At 62.0% G+C, this 21,224-nt stretch carries 17 protein-coding genes and 1 rRNA gene; 9 read left to right on the forward strand and 9 right to left on the reverse strand.

The features are described 5' to 3' along the window. Nucleotides 1-93 (forward strand): 5S ribosomal RNA (gene rrf / locus ACWF6P_RS19165); the annotation flags it as partial. 310 nt (nt 94-403) lie between these two features. Here the strand turns inward: rrf and pdxR are convergent. Then, the gene (gene pdxR, locus ACWF6P_RS19170; protein WP_452622087.1) at nt 404-1,795 is read right to left on the reverse strand and encodes a MocR-like pyridoxine biosynthesis transcription factor PdxR; all 1,392 of its coding nucleotides are present in this window, start codon (nt 1,793-1,795) and stop codon (nt 404-406) included. Between the two features lie 49 nt (nt 1,796-1,844). On the opposite strand from pdxR, the gene ACWF6P_RS19175 reads away from it, so the two are divergent. From ACWF6P_RS19175 to ACWF6P_RS19190, 4 genes are all read left to right on the forward strand, one after another. Beyond that, nucleotides 1,845-2,303, forward strand: coding sequence for a carboxymuconolactone decarboxylase family protein (locus ACWF6P_RS19175; RefSeq protein WP_452622088.1), 459 nt, complete (start codon nt 1,845-1,847; stop codon nt 2,301-2,303). 623 nt (nt 2,304-2,926) lie between these two features. Beyond that, complete coding sequence (locus tag ACWF6P_RS19180; RefSeq protein ID WP_452622089.1) at nt 2,927-4,393, forward strand: hypothetical protein; 1,467 nt, start codon at nt 2,927-2,929, stop codon at nt 4,391-4,393. Nucleotides 4,394-4,520: 127 nt separating this feature from the next. After that, nucleotides 4,521-5,210 carry a class F sortase gene (locus ACWF6P_RS19185; protein WP_452622090.1) on the forward strand — a complete coding sequence of 230 codons (690 nt, stop codon included), beginning with the start codon at nt 4,521-4,523 and terminating at the stop codon, nt 5,208-5,210. Nucleotides 5,211-5,288: 78 nt separating this feature from the next. Continuing rightward, nucleotides 5,289-6,086, forward strand: a complete 798-nt coding sequence (locus tag ACWF6P_RS19190; RefSeq protein ID WP_452622091.1) for an SDR family NAD(P)-dependent oxidoreductase — start codon at nt 5,289-5,291, stop codon at nt 6,084-6,086. A gap of 14 nt (nt 6,087-6,100) precedes the next feature. Here ACWF6P_RS19190 and ACWF6P_RS19195 read toward each other — a convergent pair whose 3' ends face one another. Further along, nucleotides 6,101-7,222, reverse strand: a complete 1,122-nt coding sequence (locus ACWF6P_RS19195; RefSeq protein ID WP_452622092.1) for a GGDEF domain-containing protein — start codon at nt 7,220-7,222, stop codon at nt 6,101-6,103. 175 nt (nt 7,223-7,397) lie between these two features. On the opposite strand from ACWF6P_RS19195, the gene ACWF6P_RS19200 reads away from it, so the two are divergent. Further along, a complete protein-coding gene (locus ACWF6P_RS19200) occupies nt 7,398-8,042 on the forward strand; it encodes a GntR family transcriptional regulator (protein WP_452622093.1) in 645 nt (214 codons plus the stop codon). Next, complete coding sequence (locus tag ACWF6P_RS19205) at nt 8,042-9,316, forward strand: MFS transporter (protein ID WP_452622094.1); 1,275 nt, start codon at nt 8,042-8,044, stop codon at nt 9,314-9,316. The genes ACWF6P_RS19200 and ACWF6P_RS19205 overlap by 1 nt, the downstream gene beginning before the upstream one ends. A gap of 47 nt (nt 9,317-9,363) precedes the next feature. Here ACWF6P_RS19205 and ACWF6P_RS19210 read toward each other — a convergent pair whose 3' ends face one another. From ACWF6P_RS19210 to ACWF6P_RS19235, 6 genes are all read right to left on the reverse strand, one after another. Further along, entirely contained in the window at nt 9,364-10,923 is a 1,560-nt protein-coding gene (locus ACWF6P_RS19210; RefSeq protein WP_452622095.1) for an SPFH domain-containing protein, read from the reverse strand. An 11-nt stretch (nt 10,924-10,934) separates the two neighbouring features. Continuing rightward, complete coding sequence (locus ACWF6P_RS19215; protein WP_452622096.1) at nt 10,935-11,450, reverse strand: hypothetical protein; 516 nt, start codon at nt 11,448-11,450, stop codon at nt 10,935-10,937. A gap of 161 nt (nt 11,451-11,611) precedes the next feature. Beyond that, nucleotides 11,612-12,913, reverse strand: a complete 1,302-nt coding sequence (locus tag ACWF6P_RS19220) for a M1 family metallopeptidase (RefSeq protein ID WP_378639539.1) — start codon at nt 12,911-12,913, stop codon at nt 11,612-11,614. Between the two features lie 11 nt (nt 12,914-12,924). Continuing rightward, nucleotides 12,925-16,818, reverse strand: coding sequence for a Pls/PosA family non-ribosomal peptide synthetase (locus tag ACWF6P_RS19225; RefSeq protein ID WP_452622264.1), 3,894 nt, complete (start codon nt 16,816-16,818; stop codon nt 12,925-12,927). A 122-nt stretch (nt 16,819-16,940) separates the two neighbouring features. Further along, nucleotides 16,941-18,794, reverse strand: a complete 1,854-nt coding sequence (locus tag ACWF6P_RS19230; RefSeq protein WP_452622097.1) for a BCCT family transporter — start codon at nt 18,792-18,794, stop codon at nt 16,941-16,943. A 425-nt stretch (nt 18,795-19,219) separates the two neighbouring features. Continuing rightward, nucleotides 19,220-19,627, reverse strand: coding sequence for a hypothetical protein (locus ACWF6P_RS19235; protein WP_452622098.1), 408 nt, complete (start codon nt 19,625-19,627; stop codon nt 19,220-19,222). A 67-nt stretch (nt 19,628-19,694) separates the two neighbouring features. On the opposite strand from ACWF6P_RS19235, the gene ACWF6P_RS19240 reads away from it, so the two are divergent. Beyond that, nucleotides 19,695-20,012 carry a hypothetical protein gene (locus ACWF6P_RS19240; protein ID WP_452622099.1) on the forward strand — a complete coding sequence of 106 codons (318 nt, stop codon included), beginning with the start codon at nt 19,695-19,697 and terminating at the stop codon, nt 20,010-20,012. Here the strand turns inward: ACWF6P_RS19240 and ACWF6P_RS19245 are convergent. Next, on the reverse strand, nt 20,000-20,140 hold the full coding sequence (locus ACWF6P_RS19245) for a hypothetical protein (RefSeq protein WP_003941170.1): 141 nt from the start codon (nt 20,138-20,140) through the stop codon (nt 20,000-20,002). The two genes, ACWF6P_RS19240 and ACWF6P_RS19245, sit on opposite strands and share 13 nt — an antisense overlap. Nucleotides 20,141-20,384: 244 nt before the next feature. Here ACWF6P_RS19245 and ACWF6P_RS19250 point away from each other — a divergent pair, with 244 nt between their 5' ends. Continuing rightward, a complete protein-coding gene (locus tag ACWF6P_RS19250) occupies nt 20,385-21,116 on the forward strand; it encodes an SDR family oxidoreductase (RefSeq protein ID WP_452622100.1) in 732 nt (243 codons plus the stop codon). Nucleotides 21,117-21,224 lie beyond the last annotated feature (108 nt).

Below are 21,224 nucleotides of genomic sequence, written 5' to 3' on the forward strand. Positions count from 1 at the left end.
ACGCCCGGTCCCATTCCGAACCCGGAAGCTAAGCCCTTCAGCGCCGATGGTACTGCACTCGACAGGGTGTGGGAGAGTAGGACACCGCCGAACACAATTTAACGACAAGCCCCCCAACCATTCGTGGTTGGGGGGCTTTCTCGTACCCAAAACAAGCCCAAAACCGACCCCCAACCCGCCCCCGGCATCGAGTGAACGGCACTCTCACCCTCTTAGACGAGGGGAACGGTACGTTCACACCATCCGGGCAGGGGCGTGACCGACGACGCGCCGGGATCGAGCGAACGACACTCTCACCGCTTCTAACGAGATGAACGGTACGTTCGCTGGGGCAGGGCAGGGCACAAAGGCCGGCAGAGTGGGGCAGGGAGAACCGACAAACCCCGGTAAAACTCGTGGGCTCCTAGCGCAGCGCCGCCTGTAGCACCTCGCAGAGCACATCCAGCGTCCTCGGATACTGGGACTGCGTCGGCGTGCTGTATCCGACGACGATGCCGTCACCGCCGACTGACGACACGTCGGGGTGACGGAATGTGGAGAGCCCTTCGAGGCCGAGATCGTGCGTCTGAGCAGCAGCAAGCACGGCTTGTTCGCTGCCGGAAGGCAGTCGGATCACAGCGTGAAGACCCGCGGAGATCCCCTCGATCCGGACTTGGGGCACTTGCTGAGCGAGCGTCGCAATCAGTTGATCGCGTCGTCGTCGGTAAGTGGGGCGCATCTTCCGAATATGGCTGTCGAATCTTCCGGACTCGATGAAGTCCGCCAAGGCCAATTGATCCGTTGAACTGACCCAGCGTTCGTAGGGTCCCTTTGTTGCGAGGACGGGTTCGATCAGTCTGTCCGGCAACACCATCCATCCAATTCGAATCGCGGGCGACAGTGTCTTGCTGACAGTGCCCAGGTAGGCAACCTGCTGCGGCGCGATGCCTTGGAGGGCTCCGACAGGCTTTCTGTCATAACGGAATTCGCCGTCGTAGTCGTCTTCGATGATGACGCCGCCCGTGCTCGAGGCCCATTCGACAGCGGTTGCTCGCCTTGCAGGCGTCAGTGGTCCCCCGAGAGGGAACTGATGCGTCGGGGTCAGGAGCGCGCTGCGGGTAGATGTTGATGCCAATTCTTCTGTGCAAGTTCCGGATTCGTCGACTGAGATGGGAATTGTTTGTAATCCTTCGTCGACAAGTAGCTGCCGGTGAAGGTGAAGGCAGAAAGAATCGACTGCAATTGCTCCGCCGAGTGCACGGGCGAGGAGGGAGATCCCGTGACCCGAGCTGGCACTGATCACAATGCGATTCGGGTCGACGCGAACTCCTCTGGCTCGGCTCAGATAGGTGGTGAGGGCGTTTCGGAGTTCGACTCGGCCTCTGGGGTCAGTGGCGGCAAATGCGTCGTTCGGTGCGGCAGTCAACGCCCGTCTGGCGGATGAAATCCATGCAGCGCGGGGAAACGCCGACGCGTCCGGCGATCCGGGGAGAAGGCTGTAGGTGAAGCGCGGTCTTGTCGGCGACGGATCGGTCCCGCGAATGTGTGCGTCGGCGAGCGAAGCGACTACGGTCCCCGAACCCTGCCGTGTGACGAGCCATCCAGCTGCAGCAAGCTCGGCATAGCAGTCCGCAACGGTGTTTCGTGCGATGCCGAGGTCGAGTGCCAGGGTGCGGGAGGGTGGAAGCCTGGTGCCAGGTTTCAACAGCCCACTGTCGATCGCGTCGCGAAGCGTCTGTAGCAACGCGGCTCGAACCCCAATTCCGTGCGGTAGTTCGACATGTAGATCGAACCCAAGATTGGCCCATGAATTCATCACCGGATTGAACCATGTTTCGGGGTCTTTTCAGGCTTACGGTTTAGGTATGACGACAACAACAGGCCAACGAATCGACATTGCGAAGCTGGCGCCCGAGGTCTACAAGGCGATGATTGCGTTGGATGCCGCTGCGCGTCAGGGGCTGGAGCCAACACTCGTCGAGTTGGTCCTCACTCGCGCGTCGCAGCTGAATCATTGCGCATGGTGCTTGGACATGCACACGCGTGATGCTCGAAAGGTCGGTGTGACGGAGCAGAAGCTCTATCTACTGAACGCGTGGGAAGAAGCGCGAGGGATGTACTCCGATCGCGAACGCGCCGCTCTTGCCTTGACCGAGGCTGTCACAGTCCTTACCGACGGTTTCGTTCCGGACGAGGTGTACAGCGAGGCCGCCGGCGAATTCTCGGACGTGGAACTGGCCCAGCTCATCAGCGTCATCTTGACGATCAATGCGTGGAATCGCATCGCGGTGACCACGAGGAAGGCGCCTCCGGTTCGAAGCTGACCCCGAGTCGCATCCTCTGCGTTCGATCCGGGGTCCTTTGTCTCAGCCGAAGATTTAGGTAATCGCCCCAAATGCGACCAAAAGATTGATTATCAGTGTGAACAAAACCGACTGAATCTTTGAATGTGATGCAAATCACATTAAGAATGGTCGGACGAGCGTGCCGAGCGCGGACAGGTTGTCCGAATTCCGACAAAGCAGTCTCGGATGAAATCTCCCATGAAGGGGTCCGCCACGCGGACCCCTTCATTTTGCGCGCGGACCGAAAGCGCCCCTTCCTGTGGGTTTCCCTGGAATCTATGAGTTACCTACTGGCTAGCGGCCGAGAAATGCCGGGATCGTCGGGGTTGCGTGAGCCATTTTTGGGTTGATCGTGATGGTTGTGCGGTTGAACAAGGTTGCAGTCACTTGCTTGGCTAACTCGGCGTCCGTGGGACCTCGCTGCGCTCCAAGGCTGGATGAGCGTGTGTACTTTCTTGAAACATGCACTACATTGCCTTCTAGTAACTGGCTGGTTGCCATAAGTAACTGGCCAATCCTCTCGGAAGCGAGCGCTGGATAGCGTGGTCTTGGGAATCCAGGCAACCTCCCCGCTACCGAAATGTCTTGAAAGGGAAGCTTTGATGACTGTGTCTGGTTCACGGCGGAGGCCGCTCGCTCTCCGGCTCTCGCTAACCGCAGCTATTGCCGTGACGGTAGCCGGCAGTAGCGTTGCTTTTGCTTCGCCGGCTGTCTCTGCACCACTGCCGGTGCGAGCCGCGGCCGCGCCGGCATTCAATGCCGGGTTGTGCGAGGGCACCGAGTACACACCCTCGAAGCAGATGCTCGACATCTCAGGTGTTCGACTCGATCATTACAACGACGGCAACATCGTGCCGCTGTACGGCACCACCGATCGGGGTGCCTCGACCGCGGTCGACGCGCCGGTCTGCGGTGTTCGCGACGTCGACGGAATTGCGAAGTCGGAATGGATGTACTGCACGGACTTCGACCTCGATCCCTGTGCCGGCGTCGACGAGAACGGCTTGCCGGTCGACAAGCACAACGACGAGATGGGGCCGACGGTGCCGTCTTCGGGCAATCCCGATCTGTCGGTCGACGATCTCGCTGTCATCAGTTGGTTGCTGCAGAATCCTGCCAAGCTTGACAGCAGCGTCTCCGGCAATGGCAGTGAGGATGCGCGTTCGGCGCGCCAGACGCTGGTGTGGTGTGTCTCGGACTACGACAACCCGCTGATGGCCGACTTCAAGGGCCTGTGCGACAGGAATCTCGGCGCCGACGAGCGAGCTCGCATCGTCGAGATCATGAACGTCACGCAGACGCTGGACCTTGCTCGCAAGACGCCGGCGTCGGGCTCTCTGAAATCCGGAGAGACTGCCGTGTTCACCCTGAACACGAATATGTACCGGAAGCCGATCAGTGTTCAGTCCTCGGCGGGATCCGAACTCACGGTCTGCGGCGAGAACAGCAAGGCGACGTTGAAAGGAAATCAATTGACGGTTGACGGCCGCGGAGATGCACCGACTGCCGTTGATCTTTGCCTCACCGCTGCGAAGGGCGGGGACTACTCCGTTACGGCAAGCGTCATTCCGGATTCGGTCGAGAACCTGCACTGGAACACGGCCGGGGCAGAATGCCAGATCTTCGCGTCCTTCGACACCGTTCGGCCCGCTTCGATGAATGCATCCGCCACCGTCGGGTACGCCGCACAGCCCACGACTACACCGGCAACAACGACACCCGCAACAACGACACCCTCGACGACGACGCCTGCAACTCCCGTCGTTCCGATCGTGCCCATCGTTCCGATTGTTCCGATCGTGCCCATCGTTCCGATTGTTCCGATCGTGCCCATCGTTCCGATTGTGCCCGTAGTTCCCGGTGTTCCTGTTCCTTCGCAACCGGTTGCCACGCCTGCAACTCCGGCACCGGCGACTCCGAAGCCGGCCACCGGACCTCGCCCGGTTGCCATCGACGGTGGTGCTGCTGAACAGAATTCAGGCCGTAACGTCGCCGTCGCGGTGACAGGTCTCGGCCTGGTCGGAATGGCTGCTGCCGGAGCAGTCGCTCTCCGCCGCAAGCGTTCCTGACGCCAGGCACAAGTAGTAGACGTCGGCACCGATCACGGGCTGTGATCGGTGCCGACACTGATCAGACGCAGGGGGCGTCAATTCGCAAGAGGTGCCGGGGGTGCCTCATCCCGCAGGAGACAGTTCGATGACAATGTACGAGTCGGATCCCAATCCATACGACGATCCCAACCACGACCAGCCCGCGAGTCCCGCTAAGGGGCGTCGTGTCGCGTTCGTCCTGGCTGTCATCGCGGTGCTTGTCGCTGGTGCTTCCATGGCCTTCGTCGGCCTACGTTCCTCCGATGACAATGCTGCGATTCCGCCGAGTCCGGGAGTTGTCATGTCGCACTCCGCGAATCCGGCAGCGCCGGCGGATGCGTTGATGGCTCCCAACACCCTTTCGCTCGATCCGGTCGGTGTTCAGGCGCCGATCGTGGACGCCACAGTCCCTGATGGCGTCCTCACTCCGCCGGAGAACGTCAAGAACGTCGGGATCTGGCTCGACGGTGCCGCCCTCGACTCGGTCAGCGGCACGACTTTAATTGCCGGACACGTCAATTTGACCGGCCAGGGTAACGGTGCGCTGTTCGAGCTGGGCACGATCGAACCTGGTGAAGTGATCCGTACATCCGACGCGACCGGCAAGAGCACGTCGTGGAAGGTGACTGCCGTGAAGACGCGTCCGAAGGCTGATGGCGTGGAGGAAAGCGTGTTGGCCGGCCCGGAGGGCGCCCGCAAGTTGGCTGTTGTCACCTGCGGCGGTGAACTCCAATTCGAGGACGGTGTGGGGAACTACGCCGACAACGTCTACCTGTACGCGGATCTGATGGTCTGACAAGCCGGAAAATGCGCCGACGGTCCCCGATCTCTCTACGTAGAGATCGGGGATTACCTGTTGGATAGTGTCGCAGGCATGGATCTTCACCTTTCAGGGAAACGTGCCATTGTCGCCGGCGGGAGCAAGGGGATCGGCCTGGCCATTGTCAGAGGTCTCGCAGCTGAAGGGGTTGATGTCGCGATACTTGCGCGCACGGAATCGACTGTCGTGGACGTTGCCCGAGATGTGGCTTCGGAGTTCGGAGTTCGAGCTGTCGGCATCGCTACCGATACGCGTGACGACGACGCAGTCCAGGTGTCGGTGCGGCGGGTGGTCGAGGAGTTCGGCGGCGTCGACATTCTGGTCAACTCGGCCGCGACGCCGTTCAGTGCGGGGCGATCGTTCGACTTGGAGGCGACCTCCGATGATGTCGTTCGTGGGGAGATCGACGTCAAAGTGCTGGGGTACCTGCGCACTGCTCGCGCAGTAGCGCCATATCTGATCGACCAGGGCTGGGGCCGGATCATCAACATCAGCGGTTTGGGAGCCAGGCAGGCAACCTCGATCGCCCACACGATCCGCAACGTCAGTGTGTCGGCGCTGACCAAGAATCTTGCAGACGAGCTGGGCCCCAAGGGAATCAACGTCACCGTCGTCCATCCGGGGGTTACGCGAACCGAGAGGTTGACCGCACGGATCGCGCGCGAGTCGGAAGAATCCGGCCGTTCGCCCGCGCAGGTGGAAGAGGGCATCGCGACGAACTCGATTCACCGAATCATCGATGCCGAAGAAGTAGCGGACGTCGTGACTTTCCTGGCATCGCCGCGGAGCATCGCAATCACGGGGGACGCAGTGGCTGCCGGTGGGGGAGTGCCGGGGCCGGTCTACTACTGATACCTCGCGTACGGCTACCTGGTCGCGGTGGCGACGATCGTGTGAACGCGTCCGCCGCCGAGTCTCTTGCTTTCGTACATCGCCGAATCAGCGACTTTCTGCATGTCCGTGAACGCTGCTGCGCGCTCTTCTCCGGCGACGAATTTGTGGGTACGCACGGCGATTCCGATGCTCGACGTCGACGGGATCTCGTCGGCGTTCGAGTGCATTGCCGGCCCGATCGAGTCGAGCATCGGGCCGATTGCCGGGACCGGAAGTCGTTGTACGAGGACGAATTCGTCGCCACCGACTCGCGCGACGACAGCATCGGCATGTGCCCAAGACGACAAGCGCTGTGCCGCTCGAAGAATGATGCGATCGCCGACGTCGTGACCGTGGACGTCGTTGATCGTCTTGAACCGGTCGATGTCGATCGCGATCACGAGTAGTGCCGCAGATTCTTGACGCTGGAACCCCTCGAGTACCTTCTCGACGTGGCGGTCGAGGCCACGACGGTTCAAGAGGCCGGTGAGAGGATCGAGGTCGGAACTGGAAGCATCCATGCTGAGCATCGTCAGCACGATCTGCGAGATGAATGCGCAGACCACCAACGCGGTAATGACAACCAGTACTTTCGAAACACCAAGGGCTGGGTCTCGATTCGGCCCGAACAGAATTGGCTGCGCGGCCACCGCGATCACAAGGAGCGAAAAAGCTAAGTGTGCGATCTGCAACTTCGGGTTGTGGAAGTAGGCGATGTAAATGCCGATCAGGGCAAAAATGACGCAGGTGAGCAATCGCGCCAGCTGGGAGGAATCTCCAACGACGGAGATCGTGACAGCGATGTCGCAGAAGACCACGAAACCGAACGAGCGACGCTTTGTGGGGCCGAAGACCCACCATGAGACTCCGACTATGAAGCACGCGATCACGACGACAGTGTTGAAGAACAGCGCTATCGTGCTTGTCGGACCGGCAGGGCTGAACCTGTTGAGTAGCGCGCACACTCCCAGCCCGATGACAATGATGCCAAGTAGTAGCCGGGTGGCAGTAGTGAGGCCGTTATCGCGAAGATAGCGAGTGAAACGGTCGTATTGATCGGGAAGAACCAACCACTCGCGGGTCAGCGTCCTCATGGACTTCATCTGCGACGTCATGGGCGCTTCAGTGTGCGATGGCGGGGGTGTGTACCGCGCATCGTGAACCGACTCCTCTTCTGTCCTGCACCTTGCAATGCTAACTGGGCCGATGCCGCATTGGACTGAGATGTTCGGATCGATGACCCGAGAGACGGGGTTGGGCCAGCATGGAGTATAAATACATCTTGTGTCTATGTTGTATTCCGCTTCCGAAACCGTCTTCCGCGAAGTCAAGGAACTGATCCTTTCCGGCGAACTTGCCGGAGGGGAGTTGATCAGTGAGGGTGACATCGCCGCACGGACCAATGTGAGCCGCACGCCGGTGCGTGAGGCGTTTCTGCGTCTCGAATCGGAAGGTTGGATGCGTCTCTACCCGAAGAAGGGGGCGCTGATCGTCCCGGTCGCGGACGGGGAAGCGGAACACGTAGTCAGTGCCAGACAACTCGTCGAGACTCAGAGCGTTCGAGTGGTGTCGGCCCGACCGCACGCACGCGAAGCGCTCGTCGCAGCGTTGCGCGCGAATCTGATCGAGCAACGTGAGGTTGCTCAGCGTGGGGACGTAGCCGCATTCAGCGCCATCGACGCCGACTTTCACAAGACGATCGTCGCGGCGGGTGGGAATCCGCTACTCGATTCGTTCTACTCGAGCCTGCGCGACAGGCAGCGTCGGATGACCGCGCGGTCGATCTCGCGCGATCCTGGCCAACTACCTCGGATACTGGCAGACCACACCGCGCTGACCGACCTCGTCGAATCTGGCGATGCTGACGGATACAACGCCGCCGTACTCACACACATGCGCCAGGTGCACGGCCTCGGCTTCGAAGGAACTCTGTGATGAGCACCCAAACGATGGGCGCTGGAACCGCGGCCGAACTTCGTCGAAGCAATGAAAGTAGCGACGGTGGGAAATGGCTGTGGCTGACCGTCGCCGCCAGTATGTTCGCCGCAGCGTGGGGCGGTAACGAATTCACGCCGCTGCTGGTGATGTACCGGCTCGACCACGGCTATTCGCCCGTGATGGTCGACTTCTTCCTCTTCGCCTATGTGGTCGGGATCGTGCCGGCCCTTCTGCTCGGCGGACCGCTGTCCGATCGCTTGGGCCGCCGCCCGATCATGCTTCCGGCGCCGATTATCGCGATCGCCGGCTCGACGTTGCTCGCTTTCGGTGCCGACTCCGCCGCTGTTCTGATTTTGGGAAGAATTCTCTGCGGCATCGCGTTGGGAATCGGCATGGCCGTCGGCGGTTCGTGGGTGAAGGAGTTGTCCACGCAGCCTTGGGATTCGGCGGCGTCGGAAGGTGCCGGGGCCCGGCGAGCAGCGATGAGTCTGACGGCCGGTTTCGCATTGGGGGCAGGTGCTGCGGGGATCTTGGCGCAATGGGCGCCCATGCCGAGCGCGTTGGCGTACGTGCTGCACATCGTGATCACCGTAATTGCGGGCGTGGCGCTGTGGCGTGCGCCCGAAACCCGACCGGCGCAAGCGAAAGATGATCGTCGACGGCTCACCGACGACCTCAAGATCCCCTCAGCAGGTCATCGCAGATTCCTCTACGTCGTTGTTCCCTTGGCTCCGTGGGTGTTCGGTGCCGCCAGTGTCGCGTATGCAGTCATTCCGGCGCTGATGACCGGGCACAGTGGCGATGCGCCCGTGGCTTTTTCGGCTTTGCTGTGTATGGTCGCGCTGACGTGCGGGTTCGCGATTCAGTCGTTGGGGCGCAAGATCGACACCGATCGCAGTGCGCGGGGCGCGGTAGTGGCGCTGGTGTTTCTGGTGGTCGGTATGGCGGGCGCCGCTCTGGTTGCGTCGACGCTGACCGTGGCGTTTGCGATAGTCGCCGCAGCGATTCTCGGCTGCGGGTACGGCATGGCATTGGTGTCCGGATTGCTGGAGATCCAGCGAATCGCGGGCCCGGACGATCTGGCAGGGCTGACCGCAGTGTTCTACTCGATCACCTACATCGGGTTTGCCGTGCCGGCGCTGTTGGCGATGCTCTCGGAAAGCATTCCGGCGCTGAGTTATACAGTGACTCTTCTGTTCGGATCAGTTGCCGCAGCTGCTTGCCTGATGCTGATCCTTTTCAAGTCGCGTTCACATCTTCCGACTGCATGACGCCGCCGGGTCCGCCGACTCCCGCGAGAGTCGGCGGACCGGGTGAATCATGCATCTACAGTTGCGGACCCGTTCTCGGAACTGTGTACTGAAGCAGCATGAACCGGTGCCGTCTTGTTCAGGCCGTTGAGCAAGCCGGTGATATCGACGCCTGAGCTCTCGAGAGTTTCGATGACGCCGGCAATCACCTGGGGACTGATGCCCAGTATCGAACCGATCGAGCCCTGCGCCCCGTCGCTGCCCCCGACGATCGAGATGCGATCGATGTCTCCGACCGGCTTCGCTGCCGCTGCGGTGGCGTCCACCAGTGCCGCCAGAACGTCTGGCAGAGTGAGCAACTGTGCCGCCTGCGGGGTGTAGGAATTGAGCGCCTCGGCGATCTGACGCTTACCGGCAGCCTCCGCTTCGAGCTTGGCGCGCAAACCATCCGCCTCGGCTTGCTGCTCGGCGCGAACGGCGTCGGCCGCGACCTTGCATCCGTCAGCTTCGGCTTCCAGACGTGCTCGCAGGCCGTCGGCGTCAGCCTGCTGCTCAGAGCGAACGGCGTCGGCGACGAGCTTTCGTGCGTCGGCCTGAGCGCCACCGGCCTGCCTTGCGGACTCGGCCTGTGCTTGCGCGCGGAGGATTGCAGCCTGCCGTTCACCTTCTGCGCGTGCGATGGAGGCTTGGCGTTCGGCCTCGGCCGGTGCAATGACATCTGCCTGCAACGCCGCTTCCGATTGCTGGGCGCGACGACGCTCGACCTCGGTGCGAGCCTCGACGCGGGCTGCCTCGGCCTGCTCACGTGCGATGCCGACGGCCTTCTCGGCCGTTGCTTGTGCGAGAGGTCCGGCCTGGTCGGCTTCGGCGTTCTCGGCTTCGGTCTGAGCTCGCAGGCGAGCGAGTTCGACGTCGCGCTTCTGATTCGCACTGGCGATCGCGGTGTCGGCTTCTGCCTGTGCGACAGATCCTGCCTGGCGCGCTTTTGCCGACTGGATCTGCGAATCACGCTCTGCTTCAGCAGTTCCGATCGCAGCATCGCGCTTGACCTCGGCGATACGGCGCTGACCCAGCGATTCGAGATAGCCGTTGAAGTCGGAGATTCCCGCGATCTTGATGACATCGACTTCCATGCCGATGCGGGCAAGGTCGCCGCCTGCCTCCTCGACCACGCTGCGGGCGAGGGAGTCGCGGTTGGAGTTCAAGTCCTCGACGGTCATGGTTGCGGTGATTCCGCGCAGACTGCCCGCGAGGATTTCGTTGATCTGCTGCTGCAGCTCGTCGAGATCGGAGGTCAGGAATCGTTGCACCGCTGTCTGAACCGCTTCGTCGGCGGAACCGATCCGTACCAGTCCGACTGCCTCGACATTGACCGGAACGCCGTCGTTGGAGAGTGCGTTCTTGAGGTTGATGCTGACGTTGAACGGTTCGAGAGACATGATGTCGACACGTTCGATGCCGGGAATCTTGAATCGGGCACCGCCGCGTACCACTTTCGGCTTGCCGCGACCGGTGAAGACCGCCACTTCGTTCGGCGGGACCTTGACGTAGTTCTTCACGTAGATCGCGGGTAGAACGATGAAGATGATTACCGCGACTACAACTGCAATGATGATGATTGCCAGCATGTATCGAGTCCTTAGATCGCGTCGTCAACCGTGACGACGTGAAGGTATTGATCGTCCACATCGGCGATGTAGACGGTGGTGCCGGTGGTGAGCGCCACCGGCTGTGAACTGATTGCCTTCGCCTGCACGCGATTGCCGTCGGCATCGACGAACGAGACTTCTCCCCAGCCTTCGGCGGCGATCGTGAGGGTGACTGTGCCCAGTAGTCCGGAGTATGAATCTCGCCCGATGTGCGAATTATCTTGTTGCTTCAGGAGATAAGGGAGGAGAAGGCCGCGCGTGACGACAACGAGAACGGCGGCGAGTGCGACTGCCGCAATCACCGCAACCAACGTCGGAGCGTCCGCGAGAGTGGCAGATACGCCGCCGGCGCCGAAGCCGAAAAGTGCTGTGGCCAAAGTTGTCAGGCTCAGAAACGGCAGCCCGTCTGCGTGGCCGCCGCCCAGATCCGCAACCTCGCCGACGGCAAAGGCTCCGATCAGAGCGACAACTCCGATCACGAAACATATTGTGAATACAACGAACATCGATCCCCCGATCTACCTGTCGAGGAAGCGTGCCCTGAAATTTGTGTTGTCGGGGTCGTCCCTCGGCCCACCTCTATAGTAAAGGTAAGACAAAGCTAATCGGCGCATTCGGAATGTTTCGGCGTGGTGGTGCGGCTGTGTGGTGGTACGGCGTGTAAGCGTCAGAGTCGAGGTAGGAAGCGTTGATTCAGCCAAGCATCCCAGAGGGGCCGCAGCGGAGTGTCGGTGAAACGTGAAGCAAGATCGGTGAATTGCTCGGTGCTGACCGTGCTGTGCCGATGCTTCGTGGTCCACTGACGGATCAGTTCGAAGAACTTCTCGTCTCCGAGGACGCCGCGCAGGGCGTGCAGAGTCAACGCGCCCCGCTTGTAGATTCGATCGTCGAACATGTGGGCGGGGCCAGGATTGCCGATGATCAAGAACTGAGGTTTGCGCCGGAGCCCCTGATAGGCGTTGGCGGCCAATTGGTCGGAGGACGGACCGCCGGAATTCTCGGACCAAATCCACTCCGCGTAGCAGGCAAAGCCTTCGTGCAGCCAGATGTCACACCATTGTCCGAGAGTGAGACTGTTGCCGAACCACTGGTGGGCAAGCTCGTGCGCGACAAGACGTTCGGAACCGCGCCTGCCCGTGCAGTGGTTGGCTCCGAAGATCGAGAGACCCTGCGCTTCGATGGGGATTTCGAGTTCGTCGTCGGTGACCACAGCCGTGTAGTCGGCAAAAGGGTACGGCCCGAACAGTTTTCCGAAGACTTCCAACATCTGCGGCTGACGACCGAAATCGATGTCGAACGCTGCGCGCAGTCGCGGGGGGTGAACGGCGAAGACCGGCACCGGACCGGCGCTCACCTGACGGTGCTCGTACTGGCCGATCTGAATGGTGGCCAGATAGGTTGCCATCGGTTCGGTCTGCTCGTAGACCCACGTGGTCTGACTTGCGCGGGTCTGCTTGCGGATCAGCTTGCCGTTGGCGAGGGCGTAGAACGGCGAATCGGTGGTGATCGAAATGCGGTACGACGCTTTGGAAATCGGATGGTCGTCGCAGGGGAACCAGGATGCGGCGCCGTTGGGCTGACTTGCGACCAGTATTCCTTCGTCGAGTTCCTCCCATCCGACCTCGCCCCACAGGCTTTTGATCGGCTCGGGATTGCCGTTGTACGCGATGGTGACCGACAGTGCACCGCCAGCGGGAATCTTGGTGGAGGGTGTGACGACCAGCTTGCTGTTCTGGTGCGTGTACTTGGTGCCGCGGGCACCGTTGACGGACACCTTGGACACCTGCAAGTTCTGCGCGAGGTCGAAGCTGAACTTGGATCGGCTCTCGGTGGTGACTGCGGTGATGACGGCTTTGCCCGCGAGACGGTTACTGAAGACCTTGTACGTCAGTTCCAGTTCGTACCGAGACACGCGGTAACCGCGGTTGCCGTTGTGCGGCAGGTACGGATCGAGCGGCTCCTCGAGCATGCGGTTCGGCTTCACGAGGCCGCCCACGGTGCAATCGGGTTGCCCTGCCAGCGCGTGGAAGGCGGAACGGTGTCACCTCGCATCACCAGAGATGCAGGCCCGACTGTCGCTCCCGCGCCGATGCCGGCTGCGGGTAACGCGACACAATGCGGTCCCAGTGTTGCTCCTGCTCCCAGAGTGACGGTATCCATGGACATGATCCGATCATGGAAGAGATGAGTTTGCACGACGCACCCCCGTTCGACCGTCGCCCCGTCGCCCAAAGTCACAAGATCTGCCTCGGGTAGCCAGTAGGACTCACACCAAACGCCTTTGCCGATTTTCGCCCCGAGCCCGCGCAGGAAGATGTTCAGTACGGCAGTACCAGTCGCCGCACGGGCGAACCACGGTGCCGCGACCGTCTCGACGAACGCGTCGGCCACTTCATTGCGCCAGACGAACGAACTCCACAACGGATGCTCGACCTTGGTGATGCGTCCCACGACGATCCACTTTGCCGCGATGGTGATCGCGCCTGCAACCGCGCCGGCGACGAGCAGGACTACACCGCTCAGCAGCGCCGCGAACCAGTATCCGACTGCGACGACCATCGCTTCGAGTGCAAACAGAACACCGAGGCCGATGCCGAACGTCACCATGACCGGGATCAGACGGCAGGTTTCGACCACTCCACGGGCGATCTTGAGGCGCATCGGCGGATTGAACGTCCGGGCAGCGTCGGTGTCCCCGGCAGCCCGCCGCAGACGTACCGGTGGACTGCCGAGCCACGACGATCCGGACTTGGCCTTGGACGGTGTAGCGGACAGGACGGCCACCAGACCGTTCTTCGGGACGCGTCGACCGGGTGCGGTCATACCGGAGTTTCCGAGGAACGCACGCTTGCCGATCTTTGCCTGTTCGATGTGCATCCAGCCGCCGCCGAGGCCGTAGCTCGCGACCATGGTGTCGTCGGCGAGGAATGCACCGTCGGCGACCGTAGTGAACTTGGGGAGCAGGAGCACCGTGGATGCTTCGACGTTCTTGCCGATCTTGGCACCCAGGAGACGGAGCCACCCCGGCGTCAGCAGGCTGGCGTAGAGGGGGAAGAGGAAGGTCCTGGCGGAGTCGAGCAGTCGCTCGGTCGCCCACACCTGCCAGCCGACGCGGCTGCGGACCGGGTGGTAGCCGGGGGTCATCCCGATCGAGAGAAGACGAACGGCAACCAGCGTCACGAGAGCAAAGACGAGCAGGGACAAGACAGTCGCCAAAGGGAGAACGATCATCGACTGAAGTACTGCGTTCCCGAGAGTCTCGGTGTCCCGAACCCACCAGCCGATCAGAGCGATTCCGGCCATCAACGCAAAGATAGGCATACCGGCCAGGAAGATCGAGGTGACGCCGTACACCGGAACCCAGCCAGGCGCGCGCTTGGGATGTTCGGACGGCCACGGGTGATTTGCTTTGCCGATCTTGACCGCCGGGGATCCGGCCCACTGCTGGTTCGCTTTCACGCGGCCGAACACCGCCGATCCGGGTTCGACGACGGCGTCGCGACCGATACGTGCGCCGGGCAGAAGCGTCGAGCGTGAGCCGACGGAGGCGCCGTCACCGATCTTGATCTCGCCGATGTGAATGACGTCGCCGTCGATCCAATGACCGGAGAGGTCGACTTCGGGTTCGACGGAGCAGCCGTCACCGAGTTCGAGCATGCCGGTGATGGGGGGAAGTGTGTGGAGATCGACGCCGCTGCCGATGTCGGCACCGAGGGCGCGTGCGTAGTACAGCATCCACGGTGCACCCGAAAGATTGGCTGCGCCACTGGCTTCGGTGAGTCGCAGCGCTATCCACAGACGCAGATGCTCACTACCTCCTCGCGGATATGTGCCCGGTTCCAGCTTGCGGAGGAGCAGTCGCGCTCCGACGACGGCGATGGTCATGCGCCCGATCGGCGTGATGAACACGATGAACGCCAACAGGATCCACCACCACGAGACGGTGGGGGCCCAGCTCACGTCGACGAACCAGCCGAGGACGTTGTTCGCGATCGCCAGCCACGTCACCCACTGCAGTCCGGTGAGCGTCGTGAGCGGAACGGTGGCGGCGATCTGCGCCAGCTGCGTTTTCAACGGAGTCGGAGCGACGATGCGCGGCTCGACAGTTTCGGTGGGCGCCAATTCGTCGAGATATTCGGCGAGCGATCCCAACCGTGGATGGTCGTAGAGCTGTGCGACGGTCACTTCGGGGAACCGCTCGCGCAGGGCGGTCACCAGCTGAGCAGCGGAGAGGGACCCACCGCCCACTTCGAAGAAGTCGTCGTCGAGTCCGGTGATCTGTGCGCCCAGGATCGATCCCCACAGGCCGGCCACCCAGGCAGCGGTGCCGTCGAGTCCCAGCGCGGCCCCGGCGTCCTCGCCGGCTCCGGGCAACGGCCACGGCAGGGCATTGCGGTCGACCTTGCCTGACGTGCGCGTCGGAAGTTCGTCCATCAACGCCAGACGTGGCACGAGGGCTGCCGGCAGCTGTTCGCTGAGCAAAGCGTGAGCGGCTTTGAGATCGAAGTCGGGATCCGTGCTCGCGATGTATCCGACGAGGATTTGATTGCCGGCCGCCGTTTTCTTCACGGCTGCGGCAGCGCCGCTGACGCCCGGCAGGTTCTGCAAAGCATTGTCGACCTCACCGAGTTCGATGCGCCTGCCGCCGAGCTTGACCTGATCGTCCGCGCGGCCCTGGAACATCAGGCCGGTGGTCTCGAGCCGGACCAGGTCGCCGCTCCGATAGGCGCGTTCCCACCCGAGCGATGGCATCGACGCGTACTTCTCGGCGTCCTTCGCGGGATCGAGGTAGCGGGCCAGGCCGACTCCGCCGATCACCAGCTCGCCGACCTCACCGACCGCGACGGGATTGCTCTGGGCGTCGACGACGGCAAGGTCCCAGCCGTCGAGGGGGAGGCCGATACTGACGGGGCTCTTGCCGTCCATCAGCGCGCCGCAGGCCACGACGGTCGCCTCGGTGGGGCCGTACGTGTTCCAGACCTCACGGCCCTCGACGGCGAGGCGCTCGGCCAGTTCGGGTGGGCAGGCTTCGCCGCCGAAGATCAGGAGTCGAACGGCTTCGAGAGCTTCGGCCGGCCACAGAGACGCAAGCGTCGGCACGGTGGAGACGATGCTGACGTCTCGCGAGACCAGCCACGGGCCGAGGTCCATACCGCTGCGGACCAGCGAACGAGGTGCCGGGACGAGGCAGGCGCCGTGACGCCATGCAAGCCACATCTCCTCGCAGGACGCGTCGAATGCCACGGAGAGTCCCGCGAGGACGCGGTCGCCCGGCCCGATGGGCTCGTCCTGGAGGAACATGCGCGCCTCGGCGTCGACGAACGCTGCGGCGTTGAGATGGGTGACCGCGACGCCCTTGGGGGTGCCGGTGGATCCGGAGGTGAAGATGATCCAGGCGTCGTCGTCGGGTTCGGGCTCGCGAACCGGAGGATGTTCGAGTCGCTTCGGCGCCGTCCCTGGCTGGATACCGTCGCCGGTGATGATCGCCGCTACCTGCGCCTCGCCGAAGACCAACTCGGCGCGCTCTTCCGGATCGTCGGCGTCGACGGGCACATAGGCGGCCCCCGCCGCGAGGATCGACAGGATCGCCACGTACAGCGAACGTGAACCAGACGGCATCCTGATTCCGACGCGGTCACCTGCGCCGACGCCGGCATCACCGAGCCAGCGCGCACCGAGTTCGATCTCGTCGAGCAACTCCGAGTACGACAGTGTGGTGTCGCTGTCGTCGATGGCAGGTGCTTCCGGGTTGGCCTCGGCTGAGGCCCGCACGATGTCGATGAGCGTGCGCGGCGCAGGTGCATGCGCCGACCGTAGGAATACGGACGGTATCCCGAAAGATTGTTCCGTCTCCGACTGCGACTGGAGTGGCAAACCCGTTGGTCCTGTTCTACTCACGAAACTTAGAGTCCTGCGAACTGTCGAGTTGAAAGTCTCATGACAAGTTTGCGAGTTGGTGAACAGATATGCCTAATGCAACATGCCGAACGTGCCGGTCAGTCCGTACTGGCAGCTTGGGCGTGGCCTTCTGCCGAGTCGGCGAACTCGGGTGTGTCGAACACCTCTCCGCCCAGCGGATCGACGACCTTCGAATCTTCGGAGAAGTCGACAGCGCCGGTATCCGGGTCGATGTTGACCGCATGGGCGGGAACTTCGTGCACCGCGACGAGCATGTGCGCGTCGGAGGGCTCCGTAGTGATCCCGCTTTGCGACGGGGTGAGCCCGGCGAAGGTGGACGAGATTCTCAGATCGCGGAGCCGTTTCTCGGTGGGTTGCGGAACGTCGGTCGACGCCGAGGTATTTGTCGAAACCCGCAGGTAGCGCGGTGCCGAAGCGACCTCGTACCGGAAGGCCTTCAGCATCGACAGACATGCAAGCACCATGATGACCGAGAACGGCACGGCGGTGGCGATGGCAACGGTCTGCAGCGCCGTGAGCGATCCGCTGCCACCCACGATGAGGAGAACCGCGGCGGCGGCGCCGGAGAGGAACGTCCAGTAGACGCGGGTGATCTTGGAAGTTTCCAGGCTGCCACCCGTCGCGAGGATGTCGATGACTATCGAGCCGGAATCGGCGGATGTGACGAAGAAGAACACGATCACGACGATCGCGAGGACACTCGAAATCGTTCCGAGCGGAAGTCCGTCGAGAAGCGTGAACAGTGACGTGTTGGTGTCCACTGCGCCGGATGCGTCGAGCATCGTGCCCTCGTTGCGCTGACGAAGAATGCCGGAATTACCGAAGATCGTGAACCACAGCGACCCGACCAGCGTCGGGGCCAGCAGCACACCGAAGACGAATTCGCGGATGGTGCGGCCACGTGAGATGCGCGCGATGAACATGCCGACGAACGGTGCCCAGCTCATCCACCAACCCCAGTAGAAGATGGTCCAGGCGCCCTGCCAGCCGTCTTCGGCGAACGGGGACGTGCGCAGCATCAGTTCGGGCAAGGCCTGGACGTATCCGCCGAGGTTCTGCACCCACGACTGCATCAGGAACAGTGTCGGTCCCAGAATCAGGACGAACAGGGCCAGCGCTGCGGCGAGCATCATGTTGATGTTGGAGAGCCACTTGAGGCCCTTGGTGACGCCGGAGACGACCGAGAAGGTGGCCATACCCGTCACGATGACGATGATGGTGATGACCAACCAGTTGTCGGTCTCCACCCAGCCGAGGTAGTCGAGGCCGGCTGAGATCTGCTGGACACCGAAGCCCAGTGACGTCGCGACGCCGAACAACGTGCCGACGATGGCGACGACGTCGATGGCATGGCCGATCTTTCCCTCGATACGAGCGCGTCCGAGCAGTGGCTCGAGCAGCCAACGGATCGACAGCGGGCGACCCTTGCGATAAGTCATGTACGCCAGACCCAGACCGACGACGACGTAGATCGCCCATGCATGCAGGCCCCAGTGGAACAGAGTCAGTTCCATCGCTTGATTGGCTGCGGCGTCCGTGGATCCCGCGATCTGCCCGGCGACGGGAGGGTTCACATAGTGCGAAAGGGGTTCTGCCACTCCGTAGAACACGAGGCCGATGCCCATCCCGGCACTGAAGAGCATCGCGAACCACGGGAGCATGCCGAACTCGGGTTGCTCGTCGTCGCGCCCCAATCGGATGTTGCCGATGCGGCTGATTCCGCAGTACAGCGCAAAGATCACGAAACCGGTAGCAGAGAGGATGTACCACCAGCCGACGCCGTCGCTGATCACGTCGTTGAGCGTTTCGAATGCATCCGCAGCGGTTCCCGCATAGATCACGGCAAAGGCGATCAGGGCAAAGATCACTATCGACGCGGGGATGAACACGGGTTTCCGTAGTTCACGCCACGCAGTTTTGACCGCAGTCATTCCACTCCTCGAACGTTCAGGCTTTCACAGCGCCCATTCAGGCGGCCACGGGTCACGCGTAGGTGGGCGTTGCGCTCACACCATCGCAGGTCAAGGCCGGGCTATTGCTTTGAATTTCAACGTAACGTCAAGTTTCGGTCAACTCAACTGAACGAAAGATGCTGCACTGTCGCGAAAATTGTCGCTGATTGGCAATTCGTCGGGTGTAAACCGTTGAACAATAGCGAGATTGGGATCTTTCGGATTCTGTGACCGGCGAATTCGATTGGTGCGGTGAGTTGAATCGGTCGGGTCAACTCGCATCGGTCGATCACTTTTGTCAAACTCGGCGAATCAGCTTGTCCGTCAAGTGGTTAACTCTTGGCGTGCGCGCTCGATCGCGGCAGTGTGGTTCCGATACCTAACTGTGATTGTGATGGTCGCAACTATTGACGGTGGGGGCCCTGATCGCCCTGCTGGGCGTCGATCAGATCCATCGCATCCTTCAGGCCCAAGCCCGGATGTAGTTCGCGTAGTGCCTTGATTGCCGGAATGCGCCCGTCAGCCGACGCGAGTGCGCTGCGGACGTCGTCGGCGGGTATCTCGGAGGGTGCAGTTGTCCCTTCCCCCGGCGCCGGCTGAGAATTGTTCCTGGTTCGCCAGGCTTCGACGGCGAAGTAAGCAGATCCGACCGTCGCGAAAAGCCAGATTGCGAGCCATGCCCAATTCCAGGCTGTGGGTTCTGTGATGACCTTGTCGAGGGTGCTTGGGCCGAAGAAAACGAGAAGCCAGGCCAGCACGATCGTCTGCCACCATCGCTCGACGCGCCTGCTCGGAACCCACCATTCGGCCATCGATCGATACTCGCACAGTGCTGCTGTTTCGGTGCGACCCTGCTGTTTCGATGCGACGATGGGGACCATGGAGATTCGTGATGCAGTGGAGCGAGCACGAGCGGAATCAGGGACCTCGACGATCTTCGGTGAACCGCACCAGACCAGCGACGGAACAACGATCATCACGGTTTCGCGTCTGCATCGGCGGTGGCGCGGCGACCCGATTCCGGTGCCAGTTGGAGTGTTCTCGATCCACGAGGGCGAGCCGTCGTGGGCACCGGCTGTCGATCACACCAGGGCGACTTTGATGGGGGAGTTCATCGGGCTGGCTGCCGCGGTGATCGCAACTCTGGCCGTTCTACGTCGACCGCCCTGGCCTGATGTGACGATTCAGAAGGGGTGACCCAGAATTACGCCGATCAATTGGAACGGCATTGCCAGGAACATCGATCCGACGTAAAGCGGATAGCGAATCGGATCGCCGGCGAGGTAACCCTCGGCGAGCCAGGCCATTACGTCTGCTGATCCCATAGTCGTTACTTCCCTTCGCTGTTGTGGTTCACCGACATCTTCGGTCGCGGGAGTTGTTTTGTTACAAGCGAACTCGAAGGAGGAGTAGATGTGATGGCAGTTTCGAAGCAGTAAACGTCGTCAAGCGAGATCTTCGCTGGCGGCAGCCTCTACCAACCACGTCTGCATACTTAGCACCGTGTTGTAGTGAAATCTGTGCATTCTGCACATGTCGAGGCACTTCGGTGAGCCTTACAGTCGCTGTATGACAACGACACCTACTTCTCTTTCCGGCAAGACCGTCGTCCTGATCGGCGGTGGAACAGGCATCGGGCTGCGGGTGGCGCAGCTGGCCGTCGACGCGGGCGCGCAGGTGGTTCTCGGCGGCCGAACGGTATCCACACTCGAAGCAGCAGTCGCGCAGCTGGGTGAATCGGCGCACTGGTTCACCGTCGACACCTCCGACGACGACTCGGTGAAAGCGTTCTTCGCCAACATCCCCAGCGTCGACGCGCTCTTCACCACGGCCGCCGACTACCAGGTCGGCTCGTTCCGTGAGCAGAGCGTCGAGGAAGCGTCGTCGCCGTTCACATCCAAGTTCTGGGGACAGTACCGCGTAGTGCACGCTGCGCTCGACAAACTGACGCCCACCGCATCGGTGGTCCTGATGTCCGGCGCCGCCAGTGTGCGACCACCTGCGGCTGCCGCGGCATACGTTGCGGCCAATGCGGCAATCGAGGGGCTCGGACGCGGGCTGGCCGTTGAACTGTCTCCCATTCGTGTCAACACCGTCGCTCCCGGAACCATCGACGGGCATCTCTGGGCTCAGCGCCCGGCAGAGGTTCGCGAGGCGGCGTTCACCTGGAGCGCCGAGAACAACGTGCTCGGCCGCGTCGGGAACGAAGACGAGATCGCGCAAGCGGTGTTCTATCTCTTCACCAACACGTACACAACGGGTTCCACGCTGTACCCCGACGGCGGGTACGCGTTGCGCTAGACCCTTGTCATGTGGTGACTGTGTGAAATGACGACTGTGCGAAATGCATTGTCGTAACACGAAGAAACACCGATTCGCCCATAGGCGTGACCCCGGCCACATTCGTAC

The organism is Rhodococcus sp. NPDC055024, assembly GCF_053608585.1.